Below are 25063 nucleotides of genomic sequence, written 5' to 3'. Positions count from 1 at the left end.
ACGGAAAGTGCGGGTCTTGCCTTGTCATGCGTCGATGGCGAGGGCGCGCACGCTTTCACGTGCGCGTCCCGGACTCAGCGGCGGATGCGGGCTTGAAGAAAGGACAGGGCGTCGGCCACAGGCAAGGCTTGCGCCTGGGCTTCAGTACGGCTCTTGTACTCAAGGTTACCTTCTGCCAGGCCGCGGTCGCTGACCACGATGCGGTGCGGAATACCGATCAGCTCCATGTCTGCGAACTTGTTGCCGGGACTGGTTTTTTTGTCGCGATCATCCAGCAGCACCTCAAAGCCAGCTGCGGTCAGTTCGGCGTACAGCGTGTCGGTTGCTTCGCGCACTGCCTCGGTTTCATAGCGCAATGGCACCAGGGCAATCTGAAAAGGTGCCAGGGCATCGTTCCAGATGATCCCGTTTTCATCGTTGTTCTGCTCAATGGCAGCTGCCACCACGCGAGAAACACCAATGCCATAACAGCCCATGGTCAGGGTTACAGGTTTGCCGTTTTCGCCAAGCACCTGGCACTTCAAGGCTTCGCTGTACTTGGTGCCCAGCTGGAAAATATGCCCGACTTCAATACCGCGTTTGATTTCCAGCGTGCCCTTGCCGTCCGGGCTTGGGTCGCCAGCCACCACGTTGCGCAGGTCGGCCACGGCGGGAACCGGTAGATCGCGCTCCCAGTTGACGCCAAAGTAGTGCTTGTCGTCGATGTTGGCGCCGATGCCAAAGTCGCTCATCAGTTCGACGGAGCGGTCGATGATGCAAGGCAGCGGTAGATTCAACGGGCCAAGCGAGCCTGCGCCAGCGCCAATGGCGTCACGCAGTTCGGATTCGGATGCCATGACTAGCGGGCTGGCGACCTGAGGCAGGTTGGCGGCCTTGATTTCGTTGAGTTCGTGATCGCCACGAATGATCAGCGCGATCAATTTGCCTTCTTCAGCTGCGTGGACCACCAGAGTTTTGATGGTCTTTTCAATCGGCAGGTTGAAGCCTTCTACCAGTTGCGCGATGGTCTTGGCGTGTGGTGTGTCGATCAGGCGCAGTTCTTCAGTGGGTGCCTGGCGTGACTGTTCGCGTGGAACGGCCTCGGCTTTTTCAATGTTTGCAGCGTAATCGGAGCTGTCGCTGAATGCGATGTCGTCTTCGCCAGACTCGGCCAGCACGTGAAACTCATGAGAGCCCGCGCCGCCGATGGAGCCGTTATCGGCTTCGACCGGGCGGAAGTTCAGGCCCAGGCGGGTGAATACGTTGCAGTACGCCTGATGCATCCGGTCGTAGGTAGCCTGAAGCGAAACCTGGTCGACATGGAAGGAGTACGCGTCTTTCATGATGAATTCACGGCCACGCATCACGCCAAAGCGTGGGCGGGTCTCATCGCGGAATTTGGTCTGGATCTGGTACAGGTTGATCGGCAGCTGCTTATAGCTGTTGAGCTCGTTGCGTGCCAGATCGGTGATGACTTCTTCGTGGGTCGGGCCCGCACAGAATTCACGGTTATGTCGATCTTTCATGCGCAGCAATTCTGGGCCGTACTGTTCCCAGCGCCCTGATTCCTGCCACAACTCTGCAGGCTGGATGCCCGGCATCAATACTTCGAGCGCACCAGCAGCGTTCATCTCTTCACGAACGACAGCTTCGACCTTGCGCAAAACCCGCAAGCCCATGGGGAGCCAGGTATAAAGGCCGGAAGCGAGTTTGCGGATCATGCCGGCACGCAGCATCAGCTGGTGGCTGACGACCACTGCATCGGAAGGGGTTTCTTTCTGTGTGGCGAGCAAATATTGACTGGTACGCATGGTAGGCCGTTGTCGGTTGCTGAGGCTAGAAATGACCTCGCATTGTACGGGGGGGATCTCGTTGCGTACAGGGTAAGGCCGGCACAACGGAAGGTGTTCTGCCTGGTTAAAAAAGGTTGCCTGAAAAAAACGACGTAAAAAAACCCGGCCTGGGCCGGGTTTTTTCGATTACGAAACGCTGACTGCGGTTACAGAACCGAAATCGGGTAGTCGACGATCAGGCGGAACTCTTGGACATCGCCTTCGCCTTCTGCAGCGTTGGCAGTGTGCCAAGCTTGACGAAGACGGAAGGACAGGTCTTTGGCTGGGCCAGTTTGTACTACGTACTTGGCTTCCAGGTTGGTCTCGTGGTGGCTACCGTCTTTACCGTACAGGTCGGTATAGGTGCTGTTCGATGGAGTGTTCGTCCCGTCAATGTGGCTGCCGGCAACGTAACGGGTCATGAAGCTCAGGCCCGGTACGCCGTAGGACGCCATGTTCAGGTCGTAGCGAGCTTGCCACGATCTTTCGCCAGGTGCGTTAAAGTCGGAGTATTGAACAGAGTTGGCGAGGAATATCGAGTCGCCACCGCGGTTGTTGTCACCCACACCGATGTAGTCGAATGGGGTGTCGCCGTTGACCTTCTGGAAGCTGAGGGTCAGGGTATGTGCGGTCAGGAACGAATACGCTGCTGCCAGGGAGAAAGCGGTGTTGCTAATGTCGCCTGCTTTCTTGGCGCCTGCATCAGTGGTGCGGTAGATGTTGAAATCCCACGCCAAGGATTGCGTGTCAGCGATAGGCATAACGTAGTTCACGTTAGCGTAGTACTGGTTCCAGATGTCTTGCAGTTTAGCTGCATAAAGCGAAGCGCTCAGGCTGTCGGTGATGGCGTATTTGCCGCCGACGAAATCTGCCGATTTTGCTGTGACACCAGCATAAGTGGCATAAAGATCGCCATCATGCTTGGTCGTGTCCTGGCTGGTCGCGGAGGTGAAATGGCCCGCTTCAACGTCAAGACCTTTGATTTCGCTGCTCTGCAATAGGAAGCCGGTAGCAGTTTGTGGCAGGAGGCGAGAGCCACCCACCGCGAAGACCGGGCTAGTGGTCGGCTGCATGTCACCGACTTTCAGCTCTGTCTTGGAAATACGGACTTTAAGCGCCGCACCGGATTTGCCGTAGCTGCTTTCGTTGCCTTTAATAGAACCATCGGCATTATGCTCGAGTTGCAGGTTGCCCGAACCGGCATACTTGTCTGAGCCGTCAAGCTTCAGGCCGAGGTAGCCAAAGGCATCAACACCGAAGCCGACAGTACCCTGAGTGAAGCCCGAGTTGAAAACACCGTGTAAACCTTGGGTCCAGTCTTTGTCGTCTACCCCACCATCGGTCTTGTTACGATTGTAGTAGTAGTTACGAAGCAGCAGATTCAGCGTGCTGTCTTGTACAAAGCCCTTGGTATCGGCCTGATCACTGACGAAGGCTGCAGCCGTTGCCAATTGGGTGCTGCCCGCAGTTACGGCCAGTGCGATTGCGCTCCACTTCATCACTCTCATCGTGATTTGCTCCTTTGGTTTTTTAAGAAAAGTTGCCGCCATCCCACCTGTTTTTTTATCTGGGAGGCTCTTTCTTTTTGTGTCGGCGCAAATTTATATCACGCTGACCATGTTGGCGATAGTTACAAACCTATCCTTTCGGCATCTTTACGGTGGTGTCGCAAATGTAGGTTGTCCATGTCGCAATTGTGTAGCTCCTGTTATCAAACCCCACAACTACGGCGTTATTTTTGAGGGCTTAAGCATAGGTGAAAACAGTCTATGCACAGCCGCTCAAACACTCCCTGGATAATGCGCTGCCGTTTTATTCATCTCCGGATGTGTCTGCTGGGTAGTAAGCACATCGGCGGACTCTGGTGTGTAACAAAGCAACAACCGTGCACAAAGATCAAAAACGATGACATTTTTTTCACAAAACATCATTCTTTAGCGCTATATTTTTCTAAGTAATTGATTTATATGGTTTTTAATCTATTTTTTTTCAGGAAAAAAACCTGAGAATTGCTTGAGAATCCGCTGAGGACCTAAGAAGCGTTACCGGTCAGTCTGGCGGGCTGGGTAGATTCAGGATGGCTGGTACTGGTTGAAAGGAAAAGTGAGTCTTTTTGGTGCACTGTGTTACGAGTGTGCTTGATGTCAGGTCCTTGAGGTCGACTATAAGGTATTAGGCACGGCAGTTTCGCTGTCCTTTTGTTGCCGAAAAATGACCAGGCAGCATTTTTTGGGCTGCCTGGTTGGAAACTGATCTACATTCAAGGAGCGGTATCAGGCGTTGCCGCGAGGGACGCGGTGTGCCAAATCAGTGCAGATGGCAGCTGCGCATGCCCTGCGGATGTCTGTAAGGGTTTTTGGTCGGTGGCTCAGCGTGTCCAGGTTGAGGGTGGACAGTGAATGACTACACATTCCCGCGTATCCTGCGAGGTATTGCTGGATGACTCCGCGGTTCGGGGCGTCGAGTTAAAAACCAACCAGTTGATCAGGAGTTTTGCGGTGTTCGTTTTAGATCCGCGTCTTGCGCAAGATACTGTGCCCCTTGGCGATTTCCCCTTGTGTCGTTTGCTGCTATCCAATGATTCGAATTACCCATGGTTCATTCTTGTGCCGCGTCGTGCGGGCATCAGTGAATTGTTCCAGCTGAACGCGGCGGATCAGTTGCAACTGTGGCAGGAGACTACTGCGCTCTCGCAAGCACTCAGTGATGCATTCAATGCAGACAAGCTGAATGTCGCGGCATTGGGGAATATCGTTAGCCAGCTACATATGCACGTTATCGTTCGTTATCAGAAAGATGCAGCGTGGCCCGCGCCTATTTGGGGTAAGCATCCGGCACAGCCTTATACTAGCCAACAACTGTCCGACCTCCGCGATCGTCTACAGTCGGTATTGACAGACAATTTCCATTTCGAGGAGGAACACGCATGAGCCTTGAGCAGCGTATTAACGAGTTGGAAAGTCGATTGGCCTTCCAGGACGACACGATTCAGTCGCTCAATGATGTCCTGGTCACTCAGCAGCGTGTGGTCGAGCGCTTGCAGTTGCAGATGGCTGCACTGCTTAAGCGTCAGGAAGAAGCCGGCAATCAGTTCGATACGTTCGAGGAGGAGGCGCCCCCTCCGCATTACTGATTTTTTCTGGTCGATAAAAAACCCGCGATCTCGTAAAGAGAGGCGGGTTTTCTTTTTTTGGGGCGGGAGAGATTTTAGCGGCGTGGTAGTGCCGCAATTACGTCTTCGGCTTGCAGGCCTTTATCGCGATTCATCACTGAGAACTCGACGCGCTGGCCTTCGACCAGTACGCGATGGCCTTCGCCCCGAATAGCGCGGAAGTGGACGAAAATATCATCGCCGGAGTCGCGGGAAATGAAGCCAAACCCTTTGGAGGTGTTGAACCACTTGACGGTCCCGGTATCGCGGTTGGTCATGTCGTGGCTTTGTGCCGCAGGCGAAGGTGACGATTGATAGAAGCTGACGGCCAAATGCAGCAGCACTGCAATAAGGACACTGATCAGGCTGACAATGATCGCCGGTTGGCCAGCAATGGTTTGCAGTGGAACAAGCAGGGTCAAGGTTTGAAGGATGACGGCAAGCACGAGAAGACCGCTGACCAGATTTTGCAGTTGATGACGAGGGCCTCTGTTCCAGTAAGGGATTACGGGGGCAAGTAACAGGTTGAGCAAGCCGAAAAGCGCCAGGTAAAGCGCATCGGGTTGCAGGAGGTAAGAAGACAGGGCTTCACTACGCAGGCTAGGGATGAAGGAAAGGAGCAGGGCTGCTGCGCCTGTTAGCAAGTGGACGATTTTCAACATTTTAATAAACTCACATTAAGACGGATCACGAGGAAATAGCTGATTGCGCCCGGTACGCTTCTGAATAATAGGAGGCGTAATGCACGAACGGCGAGTCAGCCTATGTGCTACAGCCAAGCGGCACGTCAGTAGCGACACGCGTCTATTTAACAGCAAAGCCGAGGGCTACTCAAATCAACCGCTTAGCGCTGCTTGGGTCCTGATGCTCAGGTGGTTTGATGTGGGGCGGTGGTTTGCGTGCCGATACCTGGTTTAGAGCGGTCGCCATCAGGATCGTGCTGGATGGCAGCCGGTTCGCTCCAGAAAGCGAGACTGCTGTTCGTCGGTTTGCCTGTGACGCCACCCTTTCTGCAACAATTTGTCGGGGTTTGCGGATTCTCTTTGTAGCGCGGTCCTGCATCGGGTTGGTAGAACCCTTCTGTAAAAAAAAGGGGGCATGGTCGTCGATATCGATAGCGGCGAAGAAGATCGTCAGTCGATTATGGACAGTCTTTCTTGTTCACTGTCAGAAGCGTATGTGATTCATTTTAAAGCCCGTAACGTTTATTGGTGTATCGGAGTTTCGGTGTTAAGTCTCCTGTGCATGGTATTTGAAAGGGCGGTGCAGTCAATAGTGTTGAGCACCTTTCAGCGGGTCGATAAAGTGAATAGTGAGTTGGCCGTTTACGTAGTGGCTTAGTGCTCGTTAGCCCATGAGCGCGTCGCAGGAATGCTTGGCTCGCTACTTGACATTAAATAATGGTGGTTTGCAAATTGCGCTGCTTGCGTTACTGGCGTGGTTTGCTCGTCATTTCTTTGTTGCTCGTCTGCGTTCTCTTCCAGTAAATCATCTGGATACGACAGCTTTTTTCGAAATTATTCCTTTGTTTTCAATGAGTTATATTCTATATGATCGAGTGCATAAAAATAGCTGCTTATCCTGTTTTCCGGGGGGCAGTCAACGAATGGAATAGTTAAGGGGGCCGTCGTACAGGGGGGCGATTGGCGAGTTAGCTGCGCTCGATAATCCTCACTGAAATGCAGCAATGTCCTACAGGCTTGGTGTGTTTGTTCTGCTGGTCAGAAATATTTAATTGGCTTTACATAAAGGTGGTTCTTATATTTATTGATGTCCAGCTTATGTGCATTAGATGGACGGCACGTGAAGGAGGCTGTAATGATTCGACGCAGTGGGCGTATGCTACAAGATCCTGGCCGCTATGGAAAAATACAAGACGATCCCTTTGTTGAGGATTTTAATATGAACCTTGCGCGTCCTCATTCGAGGTCGGTTCGCTTAAATGGGTTGGCGACATGTTTGCGCCTGGAGGAAGTGTACTGGGGTATTTTGGCTGATATTGCCCGCTCCAACAGTTGCTCGGTCAATGCAGTCCTGTCTTATGTTGATCGAGAAGTGCATCTACGCCATGGCGGTGTGAAAAATTTCAGCGGGCTGATTCGCGTGGTGTGCGTCGCTCATTTGCAAAAAAACGATGCGACAGCGCTTTCCTCGGTCCTGGCGTGACCTTGTCCGGGCGATCATGGGCTGCAGGCAGGGCTCTCGTCAGGTGGAAGGCACATATGTTGACGTGATCAGGTCGGGCGGCTGCACAGTGTCCATTAACCCTATATAATCCCCCGCCTTACTACGTGGCGCAGGCCGGACGGGTTGAACTGCACGCCAAGGTTCTTGCACTATTGAGCGCAAGCGAAGGGCGAGAGCTCCACCGAATTTCGAATTACGAGAAGTGAAAACACCATCATGATGCGCAGCCATTATTGCGGCCAACTGAACGAGAGCCTGGAAGGTCAGGAAATTACCCTTTGCGGATGGGTCCACCGTCGTCGTGATCATGGCGGGGTCATTTTCCTCGATATCCGTGATCGTGAAGGCTTGGCTCAGGTGGTGTTCGACCCTGATCGCGCTGACACCTTTGCTGCCGCCGACCGCGTGCGCAGCGAATACGTGGTCAAGATCACCGGTAAGGTGCGCGCACGTCCTGCTGGCGCAGTTAATGCGAACATGGCGTCCGGCGGTATCGAAGTGCTGGGCTATGAGCTCGAAGTGCTGAACGAGTCGGAAACACCGCCGTTCCCGCTGAACGAGTTCTCCGACGTTGGTGAAGAAACGCGCCTGCGTTATCGCTTCATCGATCTGCGTCGTCCGGAAATGGCGGAAAAGCTGCGCTTGCGTTCGCGCATCACCACCAGCATCCGTCGCTATCTGGATGAAAACGGCTTTCTCGATGTCGAGACGCCGATCCTTACCCGTGCTACACCGGAAGGCGCTCGCGACTATCTGGTACCGAGTCGTACCCACCCAGGCAGTTTCTTTGCCTTGCCGCAATCCCCGCAGCTATTCAAGCAGTTGCTGATGGTCGCTGGCTTCGATCGTTACTACCAGATCGCCAAGTGCTTCCGCGATGAAGACCTGCGTGCTGACCGCCAGCCGGAATTCACCCAGATCGACATCGAGACCAGCTTCCTGAATGAAGCAGACATCATCGGTATCACCGAGAAGATGATTCGTCAGCTGTTCAAGGAAGTGCTGGACCTGGAGTTCGGCGACTTTCCGCACATGACGTTCGCAGAAGCCATGCGTCGTTATGGCTCCGACAAGCCGGACCTGCGTAACCCGCTGGAACTGGTCGATGTTGCCGATCAGCTCAACGCCGTAGAGTTCAAGGTGTTCAGCGGTCCAGCCAACGATCCTAAAGGTCGTGTCGCAGCCCTGCGTGTACCGGGTGCCGCGAGCATGCCGCGCAGTCAGATCGACGAATACACCAAGTTCGTCAGCATCTACGGCGCTAAAGGCCTGGCTTACATCAAGGTCAACGAGCGCGCCAAGGGCGCCGAAGGCCTGCAGTCTCCAATCGTCAAGTTCATCCCTGAGGAAAACCTCAAGGTGATTCTGGACCGTGTGGGTGCCGTCGATGGCGACATCGTGTTCTTCGGCGCAGACAAATCCAAGATCGTCAGTGAAGCCTTGGGCGCATTGCGGATCAAGGTCGGTAACGACCTGAAGCTGCACACGTGCGAGTGGGCACCGATGTGGGTTGTCGACTTCCCGATGTTCGAAGAGAACGATGACGGCAGCTTCAGCGCGCTGCATCACCCGTTCACTGCACCCAAATGCAGCCCTGAAGAGCTTGAGGCCAACCCGGCTACGGCATTGTCCCGTGCTTACGACATGGTCCTTAACGGTACCGAGTTGGGCGGGGGGTCAATCCGTATCCACCGCAAGGAGATGCAGCAAGCGGTCTTCCGTCTGCTGGGTATCGAAGCAGACGAACAGCAAGAGAAGTTCGGCTTCCTGCTCGACGCTCTGAAGTTCGGCGCGCCACCGCACGGTGGTTTGGCTTTCGGTCTGGACCGTCTGGTGATGTTGATGACCGGCGCTCAATCGATCCGTGAAGTGATCGCGTTCCCGAAAACCCAGAGCGCTGCCGATGTCATGACCCAGGCCCCAGGCGTGGTTGATGCCAAGGCATTGCGCGAGCTGCACATCCGTTTGCGCGAGCAGCCCAAGGCTGAATGACGCTGAGCAGGGCGCATCATCTTGATGATGCGCTCTGGGTCGGGTCCTGATTTTGTTGAAGCTTTTTGCTCGTGTTCATTGGGCGAAAGGTGAGTGTGTTTCAAAAAGAATTCGGAGCGAGTTATGGCAGGTCATTCTAAGTGGGCGAACATCAAGCACCGCAAAGAGCGTCAGGATGCCAAGAAAGGCAAGATTTTCACCAAGTGGATTCGCGAACTGACTGTCGCTGCCCGTCAAGGTGGGGGTGATCCGGGGTCGAACCCGCGTCTGCGTCTGGCATTGGACAAGGCGCTTGGTGCGAACATGACGCGCGACACGATCGATCGTGCCGTGGCGCGAGGTGCTGGCGCTGCCGAAGGTGATGATGTCGAAGAGCTCGGTTACGAAGGCTATGGTCCGGGTGGTGTGGCCGTCATGGTCGAAACCATGACTGACAATCGCAACCGCACTGCCGCAGCTGTTCGCCACGCGTTCACAAAATGCGGCGGCAACCTGGGCACTGATGGTTCGGTGGCTTATCTGTTTGATCGTAAAGGGCAGATTTCATTCGCGCCTGGCGTTGATGAAGACGCGCTTATGGAAGCCGCGATGGAAGCGGATGCCGATGATGTGGTCACCCATGAGGATGGCTCCATTGATGTGTTCACTTCCTTCTCGGGGTTCTATGCCGTGCGGAATGCGCTGGAGGCTGCCGGTTTCAAGGCACTCGACGCGGAAATCGTCATGTTGCCGACGACCAGCGCTGTACTCGATCTGGAAACGGCTGAAAAGGTACTCAAGCTGATCGACATGCTCGAGGACCTGGATGACGTGCAAAACGTCTATTCCAATGCGGAAATTCCGGACGAGGTCATGGAACAGCTCGGCTGATAGGTGCCTGTCAGTTCTGGATTTGAGGCCGGAGGTACGAAGCCGTGATACTCACGCGCTATCGGCCTCCGGCTTCTGCCTTTATGCTGCGTTCAATTGTGTGCGTCACTTATTAAGCTGCAGGCGTTATGACTCTTATTCTTGGTATCGACCCCGGTTCGCGAATCACCGGCTATGGCGTGGTGCGGGACACCGGTCGCGGCTGTGTGTACGTGGCCTCGGGCTGTATTCGCACCGGCAGCGGTCTGCTGCACGAGCGTTTGCAGATTGTGTATCGCGGTGTACGTGAGGTCATTCAGACGTACGGTCCCGTGACCATGGGTATCGAGAAAGTGTTTATGGCGCGTAACGCCGATTCCGCGCTCAAGCTGGGTCAGGCGCGTGGCGCGGCCATTGTTGCCGGTGCTGAAGAGAGTCTGGAGATCGCCGAGTACACCGCGACTCAGGTCAAGCAGGCGGTGGCCGGGACCGGTGGCGCCAATAAAGAGCAGGTAATGATGATGGTCATGCATTTGCTCAAACTGACGACGAAACCTCAGATCGACGCCTCCGACGCCCTGGCTATCGCACTGTGTCATGCACATACGCGTTCGAGCCTGATACCGCACGGCTTGAATACCGCACGCAGTCGCGGCGGGCGGCTGCGTCTCTGATAGCATCATCGGCTCAAACTTTTTAGCTTGCAGGTCTTCTCACTCCTGTAATGATTGCGACCATTATTTGTGCCAACGTCATACTTATGACGGGCCACGAGAAAGGATCTGATACGTGATTGGACGGTTACGCGGCTTCTTGGCTGAAAAACATCCGCCGCACCTGGTACTGGATGTCAACGGCGTCGGCTATGAGCTGGAAGTGCCCATGACGACTCTGTATCGGCTGCCCCATGTTGGCGAACCGGTGACCTTGCACACCCATCTGGTGGTTCGTGAGGACGCGCACCTGCTTTACGGTTTCTTCGAAAAGCGCGAGCGTGAACTGTTTCGTGAGCTGATTCGCCTCAATGGTGTCGGTCCGAAACTGGCATTGGCGCTGATGTCCGGCTTGGAAGTGGATGAGCTGGTTCGCTGCGTTCAGGCTCAGGACACCTCGGCCTTGACCCGGATTCCGGGCGTCGGCAAGAAAACCGCCGAGCGTTTGCTGGTCGAGCTCAAGGATCGTTTCAAAGCGTGGGAATCCTTGCCGGGCACCTTTACCCTGGTTTCAAACGGGCCTAACGCCGAGCCACTGGTGGCGACGGCCGAAGCCGATGCGGTCAGTGCGCTGATTTCCCTGGGTTACAAACCTCAGGAAGCCAGCAAGGCGGTATCTGCGATCAAGGAAAAAGATTTGAGCAGTGAAGATCTGATTCGACGTGCTTTGAAAGGAATGGCTTAAGTGCTCGACGCTGACCGTTTGATAACCTCCACAGGCCGTGATCGTGATGAGCAGCTGGATCGTGCAATCCGTCCATTAAGCCTGGCCGATTACATTGGCCAGCCCACCGTGCGCGAGCAAATGGAGTTGTTCATCCAGGCTGCGCGTGGACGTAGCGAAGCGTTGGATCACACCTTGATTTTCGGCCCGCCGGGTCTGGGCAAGACCACTCTGGCGCATATTATTGCCCAGGAGATGTCGGTCTCCATCAAGAGTACCTCGGGGCCGGTGCTTGAGCGTCCCGGTGATTTGGCGGCGATATTGACCAATCTCGAGCCCAACGATGTGCTGTTCATCGACGAGATTCATCGGCTCTCGCCCATTGTCGAAGAAGTGTTGTACCCGGCGATGGAAGATTTTCAGCTCGACATCATGATCGGCGAAGGTCCTGCTGCGCGTTCGATCAAGCTCGATTTGCCACCGTTTACGCTGGTGGGGGCCACCACGCGTGCGGGCATGTTGACCAACCCGCTGCGTGATCGCTTCGGCATTGTTCAGCGTCTGGAGTTCTATAACACTGCTGATCTGGCGACCATCGTCATGCGCTCTGCCGGTATTTTGGGGCTGCCTATCGAGCCCGAGGGTGCCTTTGAGATTGCCCGTCGTGCTCGGGGTACGCCGCGTATCGCCAACCGCTTGCTGCGTCGTGTGCGTGACTTCGCAGAAGTGCGTGCCACCGGTCATATCACCAAGCCGATTGCCGATCTGGCGCTGAACCTGCTGGATATCGATGAGCGTGGTTTCGACCACCAGGATCGACGTCTATTGCTGACGATGATCGAGAAGTTCGATGGCGGCCCGGTGGGTGTCGACAGCCTCGCTGCAGCGATCAGTGAAGAACGGCACACAATTGAAGACGTACTCGAGCCCTATTTGATCCAGCAAGGCTATATCATGCGTACCCCTCGTGGACGTGTCGTTACCCGGCACGCCTACCTGCACTTTGGTTTGAACATCCCGTCACGGATGGGGGACATGCCAGTCGCCAGCGATTTTGTCGACGAAGGGGGCGAATAATTAAAACTATCAAGGCACCGATTTATTCGGGGTTTTGGTGGTCTGACAGGCTGATGTGCGGTTCTGGTCGGCAATTAGCTGAAAAACAATGAAAAACAGTCGCCTGGCGGATTGGCAACCTGAGGAGTAAGCACTAGAGTATGCGCGCGCAAAACGGGGTTCAGTCGTTCGCACATCGCTGTCGCGTTTATTACGAGGACACCGATGCTGGCGGCATCGTTTACTACGTCAACTATTTGAAGTTCATGGAGCGGGCTCGAACCGAGCGACTGCGGGAGTTGGGCTTTGCTCAGTCGGAGCTTGCAGGGGAGAACTTGTTGTTCGTCGTGCATTCCAGCGAGGCGCGCTATCACAAGCCGGCGCGATTGGACGACGAGCTATTGATAAGCGCTGACGTCATTGAATTGAACCGCGCCAGCCTGCGATTTCGGCAGCAGGTCAGGCGGGCTGCGGATGAAACACTGCTCTGCGAGGGGCAGTTTCTGGTGGCGTGTGTACGCGCCGATAGTTTGAAACCCCGGGCCATTCCCGAAGCTTTGCGTGCGGCCTTTGCCGGCCAGAGCGGCGCGGGTACACATTTAGAGCAGGAGATAAAGCGTGGAAGCTAACGTCGTCGACCATTCCTCCATGTGGAGTATGGTCAGCAATGCCAGCATCGTTGTTCAGTTGGTCATGCTGATTCTGGTGGGTGCCTCAATCACCTCGTGGGTCGTGATTTTTCAGCGTGGCAATATGCTGCGCGCAGCTCGTCGTGCACTGGAGAGCTTTGAAGAGCGTTTCTGGTCGGGTATTGATCTGTCCAAACTCTACCGTCAGGCCGGGAGCAATCCAGACCCTGACTCAGGCGTTGAGCAAATCTTTCGCGCCGGTTTCAAGGAGTTCTCCCGTCTGCGTCAGCAGCCAGGTGTCGATCCTGATGCGGTCATGGAAGGCGTGGCTCGAGCCATGCGCGTGGCCATTTCCCGTGAGGAAGAGAAGCTGGAGCAGGGCCTGCCCTTTCTTGCGACTGTCGGCTCCACCAGCCCCTACATCGGTTTGTTCGGTACAGTATGGGGGATCATGAACTCCTTCCGTGGTCTGGCGACCGTCCAGCAAGCCACCCTGGCGACTGTTGCACCGGGTATTTCCGAAGCCCTGGTCGCAACCGCTATTGGTCTATTCGCCGCTATCCCGGCAGTAATCGCCTACAACCGTTTTGCCGCTCGCGGTGAACTGTTGATCAGCCGTTACTACACGTTCGCCGATGAGTTCCAGGCGATCCTGCACCGTAAAGTGCACACCAGCGAAGAGTGAGCAGGTAATTCCCAATGGCTTTAATCGCTCGAGTTCGCCGCAAACGCCGCAAGCCGGTTGCCGAAATGAACGTGGTGCCTTACATCGACGTGATGTTGGTGTTGCTGGTCATTTTCATGGTCACCGCGCCGATGCTCAATCAGGGCGTGAAAGTCGACCTGCCCAAAGTCTCCAGTGAGGCCTTGCCGCAGGACAACAACACTCAGGTTCTGACTATTTCGATCAAGGCTGACAAGACCTATTACTGGAACCTTGGCAGTGAAGTCGATACCGATAAACAGATGGACAAAGCCATGACGTTGCCCCAGATGACCAGCGCGGTGACCAAAATCATCAGCGCCGGTCGTGAAAGCGGCAAGCAGACCCAGGTCTTTATCCGTGGTGACAAAACCGTTGATTATGGCTCTGTAATGGGCGCAATGGGCGGGCTGCAGAAAGCAGGGGTCGGTAATGTTGGCTTGATTACCGAGGCGCCCTGATGCACCAACAGCGAGAGCCGTCCGCCTCGGAAAGCTACTTCTGGCCCAGCGTCTGGGCTGTGGCCCTGCACATCCTGATATTTGGCATGCTCTTTGTCAGCTTTGCCATGACCCCGGATCTGCCGGAAGCCAGGCCTATCGTTCAGGCGACCCTGTATCAGTTGAAGTCTAAAAGCCAGGCAACGACCCAGACCAATCAGAAAATTGCCGGTGAGGCGAAGAAAACGGCTGCCCGGCAAACTGAAGTCGAGCAACTGGAAACGAAAAAAATCGAGCAGCTAAAACAGGAAGCTGTAAAAGCTGCGGAACAAAAGAAAGAAGAGGCGGCTCAAAAAGCCGAAGAGAAAAAGGCTGAGGACGCGCAGAAAGCAGAGCAGAAGGCTGATGAGGCCAAGAAAGCCGATGATGCCAAGAAAGCTGACGAAGCCAAAAAGACCGCTGATGCTAAAAAGGTCGAAGAAAAAAAATTGGCTGATATAGCCAAGAAGAAAGCCGAAGAAGACGCGAAGAAAAAGGCCGAAGAAGACGCGAAGAAAGCCGCGGCTGAAGAAGCCAAGAAGCAGGCTGCCGATGACGCGAAGAAGAAAGTCGCGGAAGACGCTAAGAAAAAAGCCGCTGACGACGCGAAGAAAAAAGCCACCGACGACGCCAAGAAAAAAGCGACTGCCGATGCTGCCAAAAAGGCAACAGAAGCCGCGCGTAAATCTGCTGAAGACAAGAAGGCGCAAGCCTTGGCTGAATTGCTCTCCGATAAAACGGAACGGCAGCAGGCGTTGGCAGATGAACAGGGCGATGAAACTGCGGGCAGCTTTGATGATCTGATTCGTGCGCGTGCTGCTGAAGGCTGGGCTCGCCCACCGTCGGCGCGCAAGGGCATGAAAGTGGTGCTGCAGATCAATATGTTGCCGGATGGTACGGTGACATCGGTCAGTGTTTCCAAGTCCAGTGGCGATGCGTCTTACGACAGTTCGGCCGTGGCTGCTGTTAAAAACATTGGTCGTTTGACCGAAATGCAGGGTATGAAGCCAGCCGATTTCCAACCCTATCGCTCATTCAAGATGACATTCACACCAGAGGATCTAGCTCCGTGATTAACATCCTTCGAGGACTGCTTGTCGTTCTTTGCTGTGCAGCGGGAATGGTCGCTGCAGAAGAAAAGAACATCATGGTCACCAGTGGTAGTGACCGTGCCACTCCGATTGCCGTTGTGCCTTTTGGCTGGCAGGGCGGTAACGTCTTGCCCGAGGACATGTCGGAAATCATCAGCAATGACCTGCGTAACTCGGGCTATTACTCACCGATTCCAAAGCAGAACATGATCAGCTTGCCGACCTCGGCCAGCGAGGTCATCTATCGCGATTGGAAGGCGCTCGGTGCGCAGTACTTGATGGTAGGCAGCATCGTTCCTGCGGGCGGTCGTCTGCAGATCCAGTACGCACTGTTCAATGTCGCGACCGAGCAGCAAGTGTTGACGGGTAACGTCTCTGGCACGACCGATCAGTTGCGCGACATGGCGCACTTCATCGCCGACCAGTCGTTCGAGAAACTCACCGGTATCAAGGGTGCTTTCTCGACGCGCATGCTGTACGTCACCGCCGAGCGTTTCTCCGAAAACAATACGCGCTTCACTCTGCAGCGTTCGGATTATGACGGTGCGCGGGCAGTGACTCTGTTGCAGTCGCGTGAACCGATTCTGTCGCCGCGTTTCGCTCCAGATGGCAAGCGTATCGCCTATGTGTCGTTCGAACAGAAGCGTCCGCGTATTTTCGTCCAGCATATCGATACGGGTCGCCGTGAACAAATCACCAACTTCGAAGGCCTCAATGGCGCGCCTGCGTGGTCTCCGGACGGTAGCAAGTTGGCGTTCGTGCTTTCCAAAGACGGCAACCCGGAAATTTACGTGATGAACCTGGCCTCGCGTCAATTGAGTCGCGTGACCAATGACGGGGCGATCGACACCGAACCGTTCTTCGGCAAGGATGGTTCGACGATCTACTTCACGTCCGACCGTGGTGGCAAGCCACAGGTATACAAAACCAGCATCAACGGCGGCGGTGCCGAGCGTGTGACCTTTATAGGTAACTACAACGCCAACCCTAAACTGTCGGCCGATGAAAAGACGTTGGTAATGATTCATCGTCAGGATGGCTTCACAAACTTCAAGGTAGCAGTGCAGGATTTGCAGCGCGGTACAGTAAAAATCCTCACAGATAGCAACCTTGATGAGTCGCCTACTGTCGCACCCAACGGCACCATGGTAATCTACGCCACCCGCCAGCAGGGCCGGGGAGTCTTGATGCTCGTGTCCATTAATGGACGCGTAAGGCTCCCGCTTCCTACCGCTCAAGGCGAAGTCAGAGAACCTTCCTGGTCCCCTTACCTGAACTGACGCGGCGCTACACGTTTTACTTAACACACTGGGGTTCATTAGGAGTTTCAAGATGGAAATGCTGAAGTTTGGTAAATTTGCTGCGCTGGCTCTGGCCATGGCTGTAGCTGTAGGTTGCTCGTCCAAAGGCGGCGATAATGCCGGTACAGGCGCTGCTGTAGATCCAAACGCTGGTTACGGCGCTAACACTGGCGCTGTTGATGGCAGCCTGAGCGAAGAAGCTGCTCTGCGCGCAATCACCACCTTCTACTTCGAATACGATAGCTCGGACCTGAAGCCAGAAGCCATGCGCGCTCTGGATGTTCACGCTAAAGACCTGAAAGCCAATGGCGCTCGCGTCGTTCTGGAAGGCAACACCGACGAACGTGGTACTCGTGAGTACAACATGGCACTGGGCGAGCGTCGTGCGAAAGCCGTTCAGCGTTACCTGGTACTGCAAGGTGTTTCCCCAGCTCAGCTGGAATTGGTTTCCTATGGCGAAGAGCGTCCAGTTGCTACCGGCAACGACGAGCAGTCCTGGGCTCAAAACCGTCGCGTCGAACTGCGTAAGTAATTTGACATGCGAACGTGCCGTCGTGCTTTAGCCGTTTTGACTCTCACCCTTCCGCTTTTTGCGTGGGGTGCGGTTCCTGTGGTAGATGACAATTCTGGCTCTGGTAGCAGCAGTTATCCGCCAGCGGGTTATGGCACGTCCGGCGCCTATGCCGGGGGAGGGGTTACGGCCCCTGCCTCGGCACAGGGTCAGCTGTTCATGCAGTTGCAACAAATGCAGGACGAAATCGCGCGGTTGCGCGGTACTGTCGAGGTTCAGCAAAACGATATCCAGCGCATGAAGCAGGAAGCACTGGAGCGTTATCAGGAACTCGATCAGCGCATTAGCGCTGGAACTGGAGCTGGCGGTGCGCCCGCAGCAGCTACCAATAATTCTCAAGCCAGCGGCGATATAAATGCCGGTGGTACGCCTGCGGCGCCTGCAAGTCAGGCTCCTGCGGCAAATGCGGAACCGGGTGATCCGGCGAAGGAAAAGGTCTATTACGACGCTGCCTTCGATCTGATCAAGGCCAAGGATTTCGACAAAGCCAGTCAGGCGTTCGCGGCTTTCCTGCGCAAATACCCGAACAGCCAATATGCGGGCAACGCCCAGTACTGGTTGGGCGAAGTGAACTTGGCCAAAGGTGATCTGCAAGGTGCCGGTCAAGCCTTCGCCAAGGTCAGTCAGCTGTACCCCAAGCATGCCAAAGTCCCGGACTCGCTCTATAAGCTTGCAGATGTTGAGCGTCGTCTCGGTCATACCGATAAGGTAAAAGGCATTTTGCAGCAGGTTGTCTCCCAATATCCGGGTACGTCGGCTGCACAGTTGGCTCAGCGGGATCTGCAACGCATGTGATATGCGTATCGTCAGAGGTCACTGACACCTGTTCTGTTAAAGAAAGCCGCGCTTGTCGCGGCTTTCTTGTTAGAATTCCGCACCCGAAATTCCGGCAATACATTCGCTTCCCTGAATCATGCGCATGCAGGTTCCTTGAAGTGCCTAACGGAGGCGGACGGCCTGTTTAGCTGTTACGCCCGTGGCTCATATGCAAGACACATTACGAATCACCGAAGTTTTTTACTCGCTGCAGGGTGAAACGCGCACTGCGGGCTTGCCCACTGTTTTTGTGCGTCTTACTGGCTGCCCGTTGCGTTGTCAGTATTGCGACAGCGCCTACGCGTTCAGTGGCGGCAGCATTCAGACCCTCGATGCGATCCTCGAACAAGTAGCCGCTTACCGTCCGCGCTATGTATGCGTGACGGGTGGTGAACCCTTGGCCCAGCCCAATGCAATCCCTCTGCTCAAGCGTCTGTGTGACGCCGGCTATGAAGTGTCACTGGAAACCAGTGGCGCTCTGGATATCTCGGCGGTCGATCCGCGTGTCAGTCGTGTTGTCGATCTGAAAACACCGGGCTCCAAAGAGGTCGGGCGCAATCGTTATGAGAACATCGAGCTGTTGACGCCCAACGATCAGGTCAAGTTTGTGCTCTGTTCCCGAGAAGACTACGACTGGGCGGTGTCCAAGCTGATTCAGTACGGCCTGGACCGGCGAGCCGGCGAGGTATTGTTCTCTCCGAGCCATCATGAGTTGAAAGCGCGGGACCTGGCTGACTGGATCGTGGCGGACAACCTGCCGGTACGCTTGCAAATGCAGCTGCATAAACTCCTCTGGGACGATGAGCCGGGACGCTGATATGAGTGAATTACAGATGACTGAGAAAAGAGCAGTAATTCTATTGTCCGGTGGCCTGGACTCGGCCACCGTGGTAGCGATGGCGCTTGCTGATGGCTACACCTGCTACACCATGAGTTTCGACTACGGTCAGCGTCACCGTGCCGAGCTGGATGCAGCAGCGCGCGTCGCTCGCGATCTGGGTGTGGTTGAGCACAAGGTTGTCGGTCTTGATCTGAACGGTATCGGGGGGTCCGCGTTGACGGACAGCTCCATCGCCGTGCCTGAATCCCCTGGCGAAGGTATCCCGGTGACTTACGTGCCAGCACGTAATACGGTTTTTCTTTCGCTGGCACTCGGTTGGGCTGAAGTGTTGGGCGCGCGGGATATCTTTATCGGCGTCAACGCAGTGGATTATTCCGGTTATCCAGACTGCCGTCCCGAGTTTATCGAAGCATTTGAGCGCCTGGCCAATTTAGCAACCAAGGCGGGCGTGGAAGGGCAGGGCTTCACTATTCGAGCGCCACTGCAAAACTTGAGCAAGGCCGACATCGTCAAGGCTGGCATGCGTCTGGGCGTCGATTACGGGCTCACTGTTTCCTGCTATCAGGCCGATGATCAGGGCCGTGCATGCGGCAAATGTGACAGCTGCCGCCTGCGCGCAGAGGGCTTTGTAGCGGCTGGTGTAACCGACCCAACGCGTTATTTTTGATTTAAATTCAGATAGGTGTTGAATTAATCATAGAAATCAGTAATATACGCACCACGTCGGGTCGTTAGCTCAGTTGGTAGAGCAGTTGGCTTTTAACCAATTGGTCGTAGGTTCGAATCCCACACGACCCACCATTTTTTATGTCGACGTATTTATAAAGCTGGAAGGCCCATGAAAATGAGGATTTCCGGCTTTTTTTTTGCGTCTTTTTCAGGTGTACACTCGATATCCGCGCACAAGCGCATTGAGGTCCAGCGAACATGACGCAGATTTCAGAACGGCTTCTGGTCCAGGCCCATCTAGATGCCAAGCAGCCGAAAGTACTGAGCGTTGAAGAAGAGGCTTTTTACCGTGCCGCGATTGCTGCCGAGTTGAAAGCGCAAGACGCGGTGCTGGTTGCCCACTACTACTGTGACCCCGTTATCCAGGCTCTGGCTGAAGAGACCGGCGGCTGCGTGTCCGACTCGCTGGAGATGGCGCGTTTCAGTAACCAGCATTCGGCGAAAACCGTGCTGGTCGCAGGTGTGCGCTTCATGGGCGAGACGGCAAAAATCCTCAATCCGGAAAAGCGTGTGCTGATGCCGACGCTGGAAGCTACGTGCTCCCTGGACCTGGGTTGCCCGGTCGATGAGTTCTCGGCGTTCTGCGATCAGCACCCCGAGCGCACTGTGGTGGTGTATGCCAATACGTCGGCTGCGGTCAAAGCCCGTGCAGACTGGGTAGTGACCTCGAGTTGTGCGTTGGAAATTGTCGAAAGCCTGATGGATAACGGCGAAAAGATCATTTGGGCGCCAGACAAGCATCTGGGGCGTTATATTCAACGGGAAACCGGTGCCGACATGCTGCTATGGGACGGTGCTTGCATCGTTCACGAAGAGTTCAAATCCAAGCAGCTGGCCGACATGAAAGCGCTGTATCCGGAGGCCGCGATTTTGGTCCACCCCGAATCGCCGGAGGCCGTGATCGATTTGGCTGATGCCGTCGGTTCGACAAGCCAGTTGATCAAAGCCGCGCAAACGTTGCCGAACAAAATGTTTATCGTTGCGACTGATCGCGGCATTTTCTACAAGATGCAGCAGTTGTGCCCCGACAAAGTTTTTGTCGAAGCGCCAACGGCCGGTGAGGGTGCTGCGTGCCGCAGTTGCGCGCATTGCCCCTGGATGGCGATGAACACCCTTGAGCGCACCTTGCAGTGTCTCCGCGAAGGCTCTAACGAGGTTTTCGTCGACCCCGCATTGATTCCGCGTGCCTTGAAGCCTCTGCAGCGCATGCTGGACTTCACGCATGCAGCACGCTTGAAGCTGTCTGGTAATGCCTGATCCTGAGTCAGGACAAGTCAGAGTGCAAAAAAAAGCCCGACCATTGAGTCGGGCTTTTTGAATCGGGCAGAAAATCGTACCTAGTTCATCATTTCCTTGAGCATCCGCTCCTGTTCGATCAACTCCTTCTGCCGGGCGTCGATGCGCGACGCTAGCTGGAAGTTGTTGTTCGAGCGACGCTTGGCGAACTCCAGTTGCTGCAGGGCCTGCTTGTAATCGCCAGTCAGTGCGAAAAATTCTGCGCGTGCCTGGCTCGAGCCAACCATGTCGCCGGACAGGCCGCGTGTGTCTGCAACGAGGTTCCAGATGTCAGGGTCAGCAGGGCGCGCCTTCAATAACACTTCAAGCGCTTTTCCGGCATCGGCAGGGTGGTTTTGCTTGAGCAGCAAATCAACGTGAACCTGATTCAGCGGATAATTGTCCTGGTACAGCGCCAGCATCCGGTCAGCCCGCTGTTTGGCGTCGGCCATTCGATTATTTGTGACGTCCAGATCAATCTGCGCCAGGTTGTAGGTAATGTCGTTCGGGTCTTTAGCCAATAGCGGCTTGAGATTTTCCCGCGCCTCGTTGAGTTGGCCTGCTTTGATCTGGGCAATCGCCAGGCCGTAGCGTGCGGCCTCGGATTTTGGATTTTCGTCGAGCTGGGCGCGGAAACGTTTTGCAGCGATCCCTGGCGTCTCTTCATAGAAAAGCGCAACGCGCGCTCGCATCAGTTGATAGCGAAGGCTGTCTTCTTTGCCGCCGGTTTTTTCCTGTTCGGCACGGTTGCGGGTGTCGGCAATACGCGATTCTGTGACCGGGTGAGTCAGCAGAAATTCGGGCGGTTTGGCATCGAAGCGGTACTGTCGCATCAGTCGTTCGAACATGCTCGGCATCGCGCGAGGGTCATAACCGGCCTTTTGCAGATTGATGATGCCGATGCGGTCGGCCTCTTGCTCGTTTTGCCGCGAGAAGCGCTGCTGCTCCTGGATTGCTGCCGCCTGCGAGCCCATGATCGTTGCGATGCCTGCGTCACCCGCGCCTGCGGCTGCGATAACAATCCCTGCGAGCATGGCGGCAAGGACAGGAACCTGCATGTGTTGTTGTGCTTCGATGCCGCGAGCGAAGTGCCGTTGAGACAAGTGAGCCAGTTCGTGGGCCAGTACCGCAGCATACTCGGCTTCGGACTGGGCATTGAGGAATAATCCGCCGTTGACCCCGACAATTCCGCCTGGCGCGGCAAATGCGTTCAGCTCCCGACTATTGATCAGGATGAATTCCAGGCGTCGATCCTGCAGTTGACTGGTTTCGGCGAGTCGATAGACCGTTGTCTCGACGAAATCCTTAAGCTGTGGGTCGGACAGTTGCGGGACCTGGCCGCGCAGCAGGCTCAGCCATGCGCGGCCCAGTTGATGTTCTTGTTGTGGAGAGACGATGGCAGAGCTGGCGTCGCCGAGTGACGGCAGGTCGTCGGCGAAACTCGGCGAGGCGAGCAGGCACGCGAGCGTCAACAAGGTAGGGCGCAAAAATTTCATGCACAGAGCTCTAGGCAATCAAAGAACCCTTACTGTAGCTGGCTCAATGGCTTGCTGACCAGAGTGGGGTATTCTTGCAATTGTGTACGAAACATCCGTCGTCGTTATTTGACGGCCATAACGCGATCCGATGTGCCTGTCTGGAGAGAAACAATGTCTGACGCTGTAGAGCGGCCCGAGGCCTGTGACGCTGAACTCGACGCCAGTGGGCTGAATTGTCCGCTGCCGCTGCTCAAGGCCAAGCTGGAGCTTAATCGCCTGGCCAGTGGCGCGATCCTTAAAGTCACCGCGACTGATGCCGGTTCTCAGCGCGATTTCCGAACTTTTGCCCGGCTTGCAGGCCATACCTTGCTCCGCGAGGAGGTTGAAGTCGGGGTTTATCGCTACTGGTTACGTAAAGCCTGATGATTCCCGCAGTCAAATCGTTGTGCGATTGATTGTTACCCATGATGACTGCCTGAAGGATTCTTGATGTTCAAAGTGCTACGCGACTGGATGCAGCGCTACTTCTCCGATGAGGAGGCTGTGGTGTTGGCGGTATTGTTATTTGTGGCGTTCACGGCCGTTCTGACGCTCGGCGGCATGCTTGCGCCGGTGTTGGCGGGGATGGTGCTGGCATTTCTGATGCAGGGCGTGGTCAACTTTCTGGTGCGTCTGCGCGTGCCGGAACTGTTCGCTGTCGGGCTGGTATTCGCGTTGTTCATGGGCGTGCTGCTGGTGTTTTTGTTGGTGTTGGTGCCGTTGCTCTGGCATCAATTGATCACCCTGTTCAATGAGTTGCCGGGCATGCTCGCCAAGTGGCAATCGCTGCTGCTGTTACTGCCAGAGCGTTATCCTCATCTGGTCTCGGATGAACAGGTGCTCCAGGCTATCGAGGTTGCGCGCGGTGAAATCGGCAAGTTCGGTCAGTGGGCGCTGACATTCTCGCTTTCTAGCCTGCCTTTGTTGGTCAACATCATGATCTACCTGGTATTGGTGCCGATCCTGGTGTTCTTCTTCCTCAAAGATCGCAACATGATCGGAAGCTGGTTTCGTGGTTATCTGCCGCGTGAACGGGCCCTCATTACCCGAGTGGCTCAGGAAATGAACAGGCAGATCGCCAATTACATTCGCGGCAAGGTGATCGAGATATTCGTCTGCGGAGGTGTCACGTACATAGCGTTCGTCGCGCTGGGGCTCAATTATGCGGCCTTGTTGGCGATGTTGGTGGGTGTGTCGGTGGTGGTGCCCTATGTCGGTGCGGTGGTGGTTACAGTACCGGTCGCGTTAATCGCCTTGTTCCAATGGGGTTGGAGTGATCAGTTCATTTACCTGATGACGGCCTACGGCGTGATCCAGACGCTTGATGGCAATGTGCTGGTGCCGCTGCTGTTTTCCGAGGCGGTCAACCTGCACCCGGTCGCGATCATCTGCGCCGTGTTGCTGTTTGGCGGGCTGTGGGGCTTCTGGGGCGTGTTCTTTGCGATTCCGCTGGCTACCCTGTTCAAGGCTGTGATCGATGCCTGGCCGCGCAAAGAGCCTACTGTGTCGCCGCTGTTGTAAGGGGGCGGTGACGCTTTCGCTGCAAGCTACTTCAATGTGTGCTGGCAGCGAATGTCTTCTGCGGCAATCAGCTGTTATTCAACCGTTGGGCTTGTTCAAGCACCGCAGCTACATGGCCAGGTACTTTCACGCCGCGCCACTCTTGGCGTAGTACGCCGTCTTTGTCGATCAAAAACGTACTGCGATCTACACCAAGGTATTCTTTGCCGTAGAGTTTTTTCAGTTTGATCACATCGAACAGTCTGCACAGGGTTTCGTCCTTGTCCGAAATCAATTCGAACGAGAACGCCTGCTTGAGCTTGAAGTTCTCATGAGATTTCAAGCTGTCGCGTGAGACGCCGAACACCACGGTGTTGGCCGCTTCGAACGCGGCGTGCTGATCACGAAACCCCTGACCCTCTGTGGTGCAGCCCGGCGTACTGTCTTTGGGGTAAAAATAAATCACCACCTGCTGGCCCTTGAGCCCGGCCAGACTGATGGTCTGTCCGCTGGTGGCCTGCGCCTGAAAGTCGGCGACAGGTTGGTCTAGGGCGACGGCCATTAGTGTTTCCTTACATGGGAGCTTGTGGGCGCCAAGGTTCGATCAGCGCATCGAGATTCAATGCATCGGCGAAATCGAGGAACTGATCACGCAACCAGCTGATCTGGATACCGGCAGGCAATGTGACGGTGAAGGTCGCATTGAGCATGGTGCCGCCTGTCTGAGGCGCCTGATACGTATCGCAGATGAGATTTTCCAGTTCGACGTTATGGTCGATGAAAAACTGGCAAAGCTCATTAATGATATCCGGGCGATAGACCGAGCTGACGTAAGCCACATAAGGCAGGGCCTCAGGACGGGTTTCGAGGCTGGCGCTACGCACGACGCTGACGGTGAAGGCGTGTTTCTTCGACAGGCTGGACAGGGTCGTTTCCAGGCGAGCCAATGCATCCCAGTTGCCTGAAACCTGAAGAATCAGCGCGCTGCATTCGCCGTGACGAGTCAGACGTGAACTCACCACTGAGCAGCGGTTTTCATGACTGGCGCGGCACAGCACGTTGGTCAGCTCCATTGGGTTTGCGCCAAGGGCACTGATGACAAGGAATTGTTCGCGAACTGTGGGGATGGACGACATGCAACATTCCTAAGCGATGAGCGGTCAGTACATACGTTGGCTTGCACGGCCG

The 25063-nt window shown here is 55.3% G+C and carries 26 protein-coding genes and 1 tRNA gene; 21 read left to right on the top strand and 6 right to left on the bottom strand.

Going from position 1 to position 25063, the window contains the following annotated elements:
* Positions 1 to 74: 74 nt before the first annotated feature.
* Together RHM55_RS06580 and RHM55_RS06575 are read right to left on the bottom strand one after the other, a co-directional pair.
* Positions 75 to 1790, bottom strand: coding sequence for a proline--tRNA ligase (locus RHM55_RS06580; protein WP_322180395.1), 1716 nt, complete (start codon positions 1788 to 1790; stop codon positions 75 to 77).
* 188 nt (positions 1791 to 1978) lie between these two features.
* Positions 1979 to 3319 (bottom strand): OprD family porin, encoded by a 1341-nt coding sequence (locus RHM55_RS06575; RefSeq protein ID WP_322180393.1) that lies wholly within the window; start codon positions 3317 to 3319, stop codon positions 1979 to 1981.
* A 990-nt stretch (positions 3320 to 4309) separates the two neighbouring features.
* Here RHM55_RS06575 and RHM55_RS06570 point away from each other — a divergent pair.
* Both RHM55_RS06570 and RHM55_RS06565 read left to right on the top strand, forming a co-directional pair.
* Positions 4310 to 4741 (top strand): HIT domain-containing protein, encoded by a 432-nt coding sequence (locus RHM55_RS06570; RefSeq protein WP_322182771.1) that lies wholly within the window; start codon positions 4310 to 4312, stop codon positions 4739 to 4741.
* Positions 4738 to 4944, top strand: coding sequence for a SlyX family protein (locus RHM55_RS06565; protein ID WP_219061294.1), 207 nt, complete (start codon positions 4738 to 4740; stop codon positions 4942 to 4944). Before RHM55_RS06570 ends, RHM55_RS06565 begins: the two co-directional genes overlap by 4 nt.
* A 74-nt stretch (positions 4945 to 5018) precedes the next feature.
* Here the strand turns inward: RHM55_RS06565 and RHM55_RS06560 are convergent, their stop codons facing one another.
* On the bottom strand, positions 5019 to 5624 hold the full coding sequence (locus tag RHM55_RS06560) for a cold-shock protein (RefSeq protein ID WP_219061295.1): 606 nt from the start codon (positions 5622 to 5624) through the stop codon (positions 5019 to 5021).
* Between the two features lie 1156 nt (positions 5625 to 6780).
* On the opposite strand from RHM55_RS06560, the gene RHM55_RS06555 reads away from it, so the two are divergent.
* The 17 genes from RHM55_RS06555 to nadA all read left to right on the top strand — a co-directional run bounded on the left by RHM55_RS06555 (position 6781) and on the right by nadA (position 20840).
* Positions 6781 to 7128 (top strand): ribbon-helix-helix domain-containing protein, encoded by a 348-nt coding sequence (locus RHM55_RS06555; RefSeq protein ID WP_322180389.1) that lies wholly within the window; start codon positions 6781 to 6783, stop codon positions 7126 to 7128.
* Between the two features lie 237 nt (positions 7129 to 7365).
* Positions 7366 to 9141 (top strand): aspartate--tRNA ligase, encoded by a 1776-nt coding sequence (aspS, locus tag RHM55_RS06550; protein WP_322180387.1) that lies wholly within the window; start codon positions 7366 to 7368, stop codon positions 9139 to 9141.
* Positions 9142 to 9264: 123 nt separating this feature from the next.
* A complete protein-coding gene (locus RHM55_RS06545; protein WP_322180385.1) occupies positions 9265 to 10011 on the top strand; it encodes a YebC/PmpR family DNA-binding transcriptional regulator in 747 nt (248 codons plus the stop codon).
* A 128-nt stretch (positions 10012 to 10139) separates the two neighbouring features.
* The gene (gene ruvC / locus RHM55_RS06540) at positions 10140 to 10664 is read left to right on the top strand and encodes a crossover junction endodeoxyribonuclease RuvC (protein ID WP_219064268.1); all 525 of its coding nucleotides are present in this window, start codon (positions 10140 to 10142) and stop codon (positions 10662 to 10664) included.
* Positions 10665 to 10779: 115 nt separating this feature from the next.
* Positions 10780 to 11388, top strand: a complete 609-nt coding sequence (ruvA, locus tag RHM55_RS06535; RefSeq protein WP_322180383.1) for a Holliday junction branch migration protein RuvA — start codon at positions 10780 to 10782, stop codon at positions 11386 to 11388.
* On the top strand, positions 11389 to 12444 hold the full coding sequence (gene ruvB, locus RHM55_RS06530) for a Holliday junction branch migration DNA helicase RuvB (RefSeq protein WP_322180382.1): 1056 nt from the start codon (positions 11389 to 11391) through the stop codon (positions 12442 to 12444).
* A 140-nt stretch (positions 12445 to 12584) separates the two neighbouring features.
* Positions 12585 to 13052 carry a tol-pal system-associated acyl-CoA thioesterase gene (gene ybgC / locus RHM55_RS06525; protein WP_322180381.1) on the top strand — a complete coding sequence of 156 codons (468 nt, stop codon included), beginning with the start codon at positions 12585 to 12587 and terminating at the stop codon, positions 13050 to 13052.
* The gene (tolQ, locus tag RHM55_RS06520; protein ID WP_219064264.1) at positions 13042 to 13737 is read left to right on the top strand and encodes a protein TolQ; all 696 of its coding nucleotides are present in this window, start codon (positions 13042 to 13044) and stop codon (positions 13735 to 13737) included. Before ybgC ends, tolQ begins: the two co-directional genes overlap by 11 nt.
* Before the next feature lie 23 nt (positions 13738 to 13760).
* Positions 13761 to 14216: a protein TolR gene (gene tolR, locus RHM55_RS06515; RefSeq protein WP_219064274.1), complete on the top strand. Its 456-nt coding sequence runs from the start codon at positions 13761 to 13763 to the stop codon at positions 14214 to 14216.
* Positions 14216 to 15307 (top strand): cell envelope integrity protein TolA, encoded by a 1092-nt coding sequence (tolA, locus tag RHM55_RS06510; protein WP_322180363.1) that lies wholly within the window; start codon positions 14216 to 14218, stop codon positions 15305 to 15307. The genes tolR and tolA overlap by 1 nt, the downstream gene beginning before the upstream one ends.
* Before the next feature lie 47 nt (positions 15308 to 15354).
* Complete coding sequence (tolB, locus tag RHM55_RS06505; RefSeq protein WP_322180362.1) at positions 15355 to 16605, top strand: Tol-Pal system beta propeller repeat protein TolB; 1251 nt, start codon at positions 15355 to 15357, stop codon at positions 16603 to 16605.
* Positions 16606 to 16657: 52 nt separating this feature from the next.
* Positions 16658 to 17158, top strand: coding sequence for a peptidoglycan-associated lipoprotein Pal (pal, locus tag RHM55_RS06500; protein ID WP_322180361.1), 501 nt, complete (start codon positions 16658 to 16660; stop codon positions 17156 to 17158).
* Between the two features lie 6 nt (positions 17159 to 17164).
* Entirely contained in the window at positions 17165 to 17992 is an 828-nt protein-coding gene (gene ybgF, locus RHM55_RS06495) for a tol-pal system protein YbgF (protein ID WP_322180360.1), read from the top strand.
* Between the two features lie 190 nt (positions 17993 to 18182).
* Positions 18183 to 18830, top strand: coding sequence for a 7-carboxy-7-deazaguanine synthase QueE (gene queE, locus RHM55_RS06490; RefSeq protein ID WP_322180359.1), 648 nt, complete (start codon positions 18183 to 18185; stop codon positions 18828 to 18830).
* A 16-nt stretch (positions 18831 to 18846) separates the two neighbouring features.
* Positions 18847 to 19521 carry a 7-cyano-7-deazaguanine synthase QueC gene (gene queC, locus RHM55_RS06485; RefSeq protein ID WP_322182768.1) on the top strand — a complete coding sequence of 225 codons (675 nt, stop codon included), beginning with the start codon at positions 18847 to 18849 and terminating at the stop codon, positions 19519 to 19521.
* A gap of 58 nt (positions 19522 to 19579) precedes the next feature.
* Positions 19580 to 19655: transfer RNA gene (locus RHM55_RS06480), tRNA-Lys, on the top strand.
* Positions 19656 to 19781: 126 nt separating this feature from the next.
* Positions 19782 to 20840: a quinolinate synthase NadA gene (gene nadA, locus RHM55_RS06475; RefSeq protein WP_322180355.1), complete on the top strand. Its 1059-nt coding sequence runs from the start codon at positions 19782 to 19784 to the stop codon at positions 20838 to 20840.
* Positions 20841 to 20920: 80 nt separating this feature from the next.
* On the opposite strand, the gene RHM55_RS06470 is transcribed toward nadA, so the two are convergent.
* A complete protein-coding gene (locus tag RHM55_RS06470; protein ID WP_322180353.1) occupies positions 20921 to 22354 on the bottom strand; it encodes a M48 family metalloprotease in 1434 nt (477 codons plus the stop codon).
* Positions 22355 to 22507: 153 nt separating this feature from the next.
* On the opposite strand from RHM55_RS06470, the gene RHM55_RS06465 reads away from it, so the two are divergent.
* Together RHM55_RS06465 and RHM55_RS06460 are read left to right on the top strand one after the other, a co-directional pair.
* Complete coding sequence (locus RHM55_RS06465; RefSeq protein WP_322180351.1) at positions 22508 to 22759, top strand: sulfurtransferase TusA family protein; 252 nt, start codon at positions 22508 to 22510, stop codon at positions 22757 to 22759.
* 66 nt (positions 22760 to 22825) lie between these two features.
* Positions 22826 to 23896 carry an AI-2E family transporter gene (locus RHM55_RS06460; RefSeq protein WP_322180349.1) on the top strand — a complete coding sequence of 357 codons (1071 nt, stop codon included), beginning with the start codon at positions 22826 to 22828 and terminating at the stop codon, positions 23894 to 23896.
* Positions 23897 to 23963: 67 nt separating this feature from the next.
* Here RHM55_RS06460 and RHM55_RS06455 read toward each other — a convergent pair whose 3' ends face one another.
* Both RHM55_RS06455 and RHM55_RS06450 read right to left on the bottom strand, forming a co-directional pair.
* On the bottom strand, positions 23964 to 24437 hold the full coding sequence (locus RHM55_RS06455; RefSeq protein WP_322180347.1) for a peroxiredoxin: 474 nt from the start codon (positions 24435 to 24437) through the stop codon (positions 23964 to 23966).
* Positions 24438 to 24447: 10 nt separating this feature from the next.
* Positions 24448 to 25011 (bottom strand): glycine cleavage system protein R, encoded by a 564-nt coding sequence (locus tag RHM55_RS06450; protein ID WP_322180345.1) that lies wholly within the window; start codon positions 25009 to 25011, stop codon positions 24448 to 24450.
* Positions 25012 to 25063 lie beyond the last annotated feature (52 nt).

It is taken from the genome of Pseudomonas sp. MH9.2 (assembly GCF_034353875.1).
Lineage (GTDB): Bacteria > Pseudomonadota > Gammaproteobacteria > Pseudomonadales > Pseudomonadaceae > Aquipseudomonas.
The sequence above is the reverse complement of the archived record's forward strand: the minus strand, read 5'-3'. Positions and strand labels throughout refer to the sequence as shown.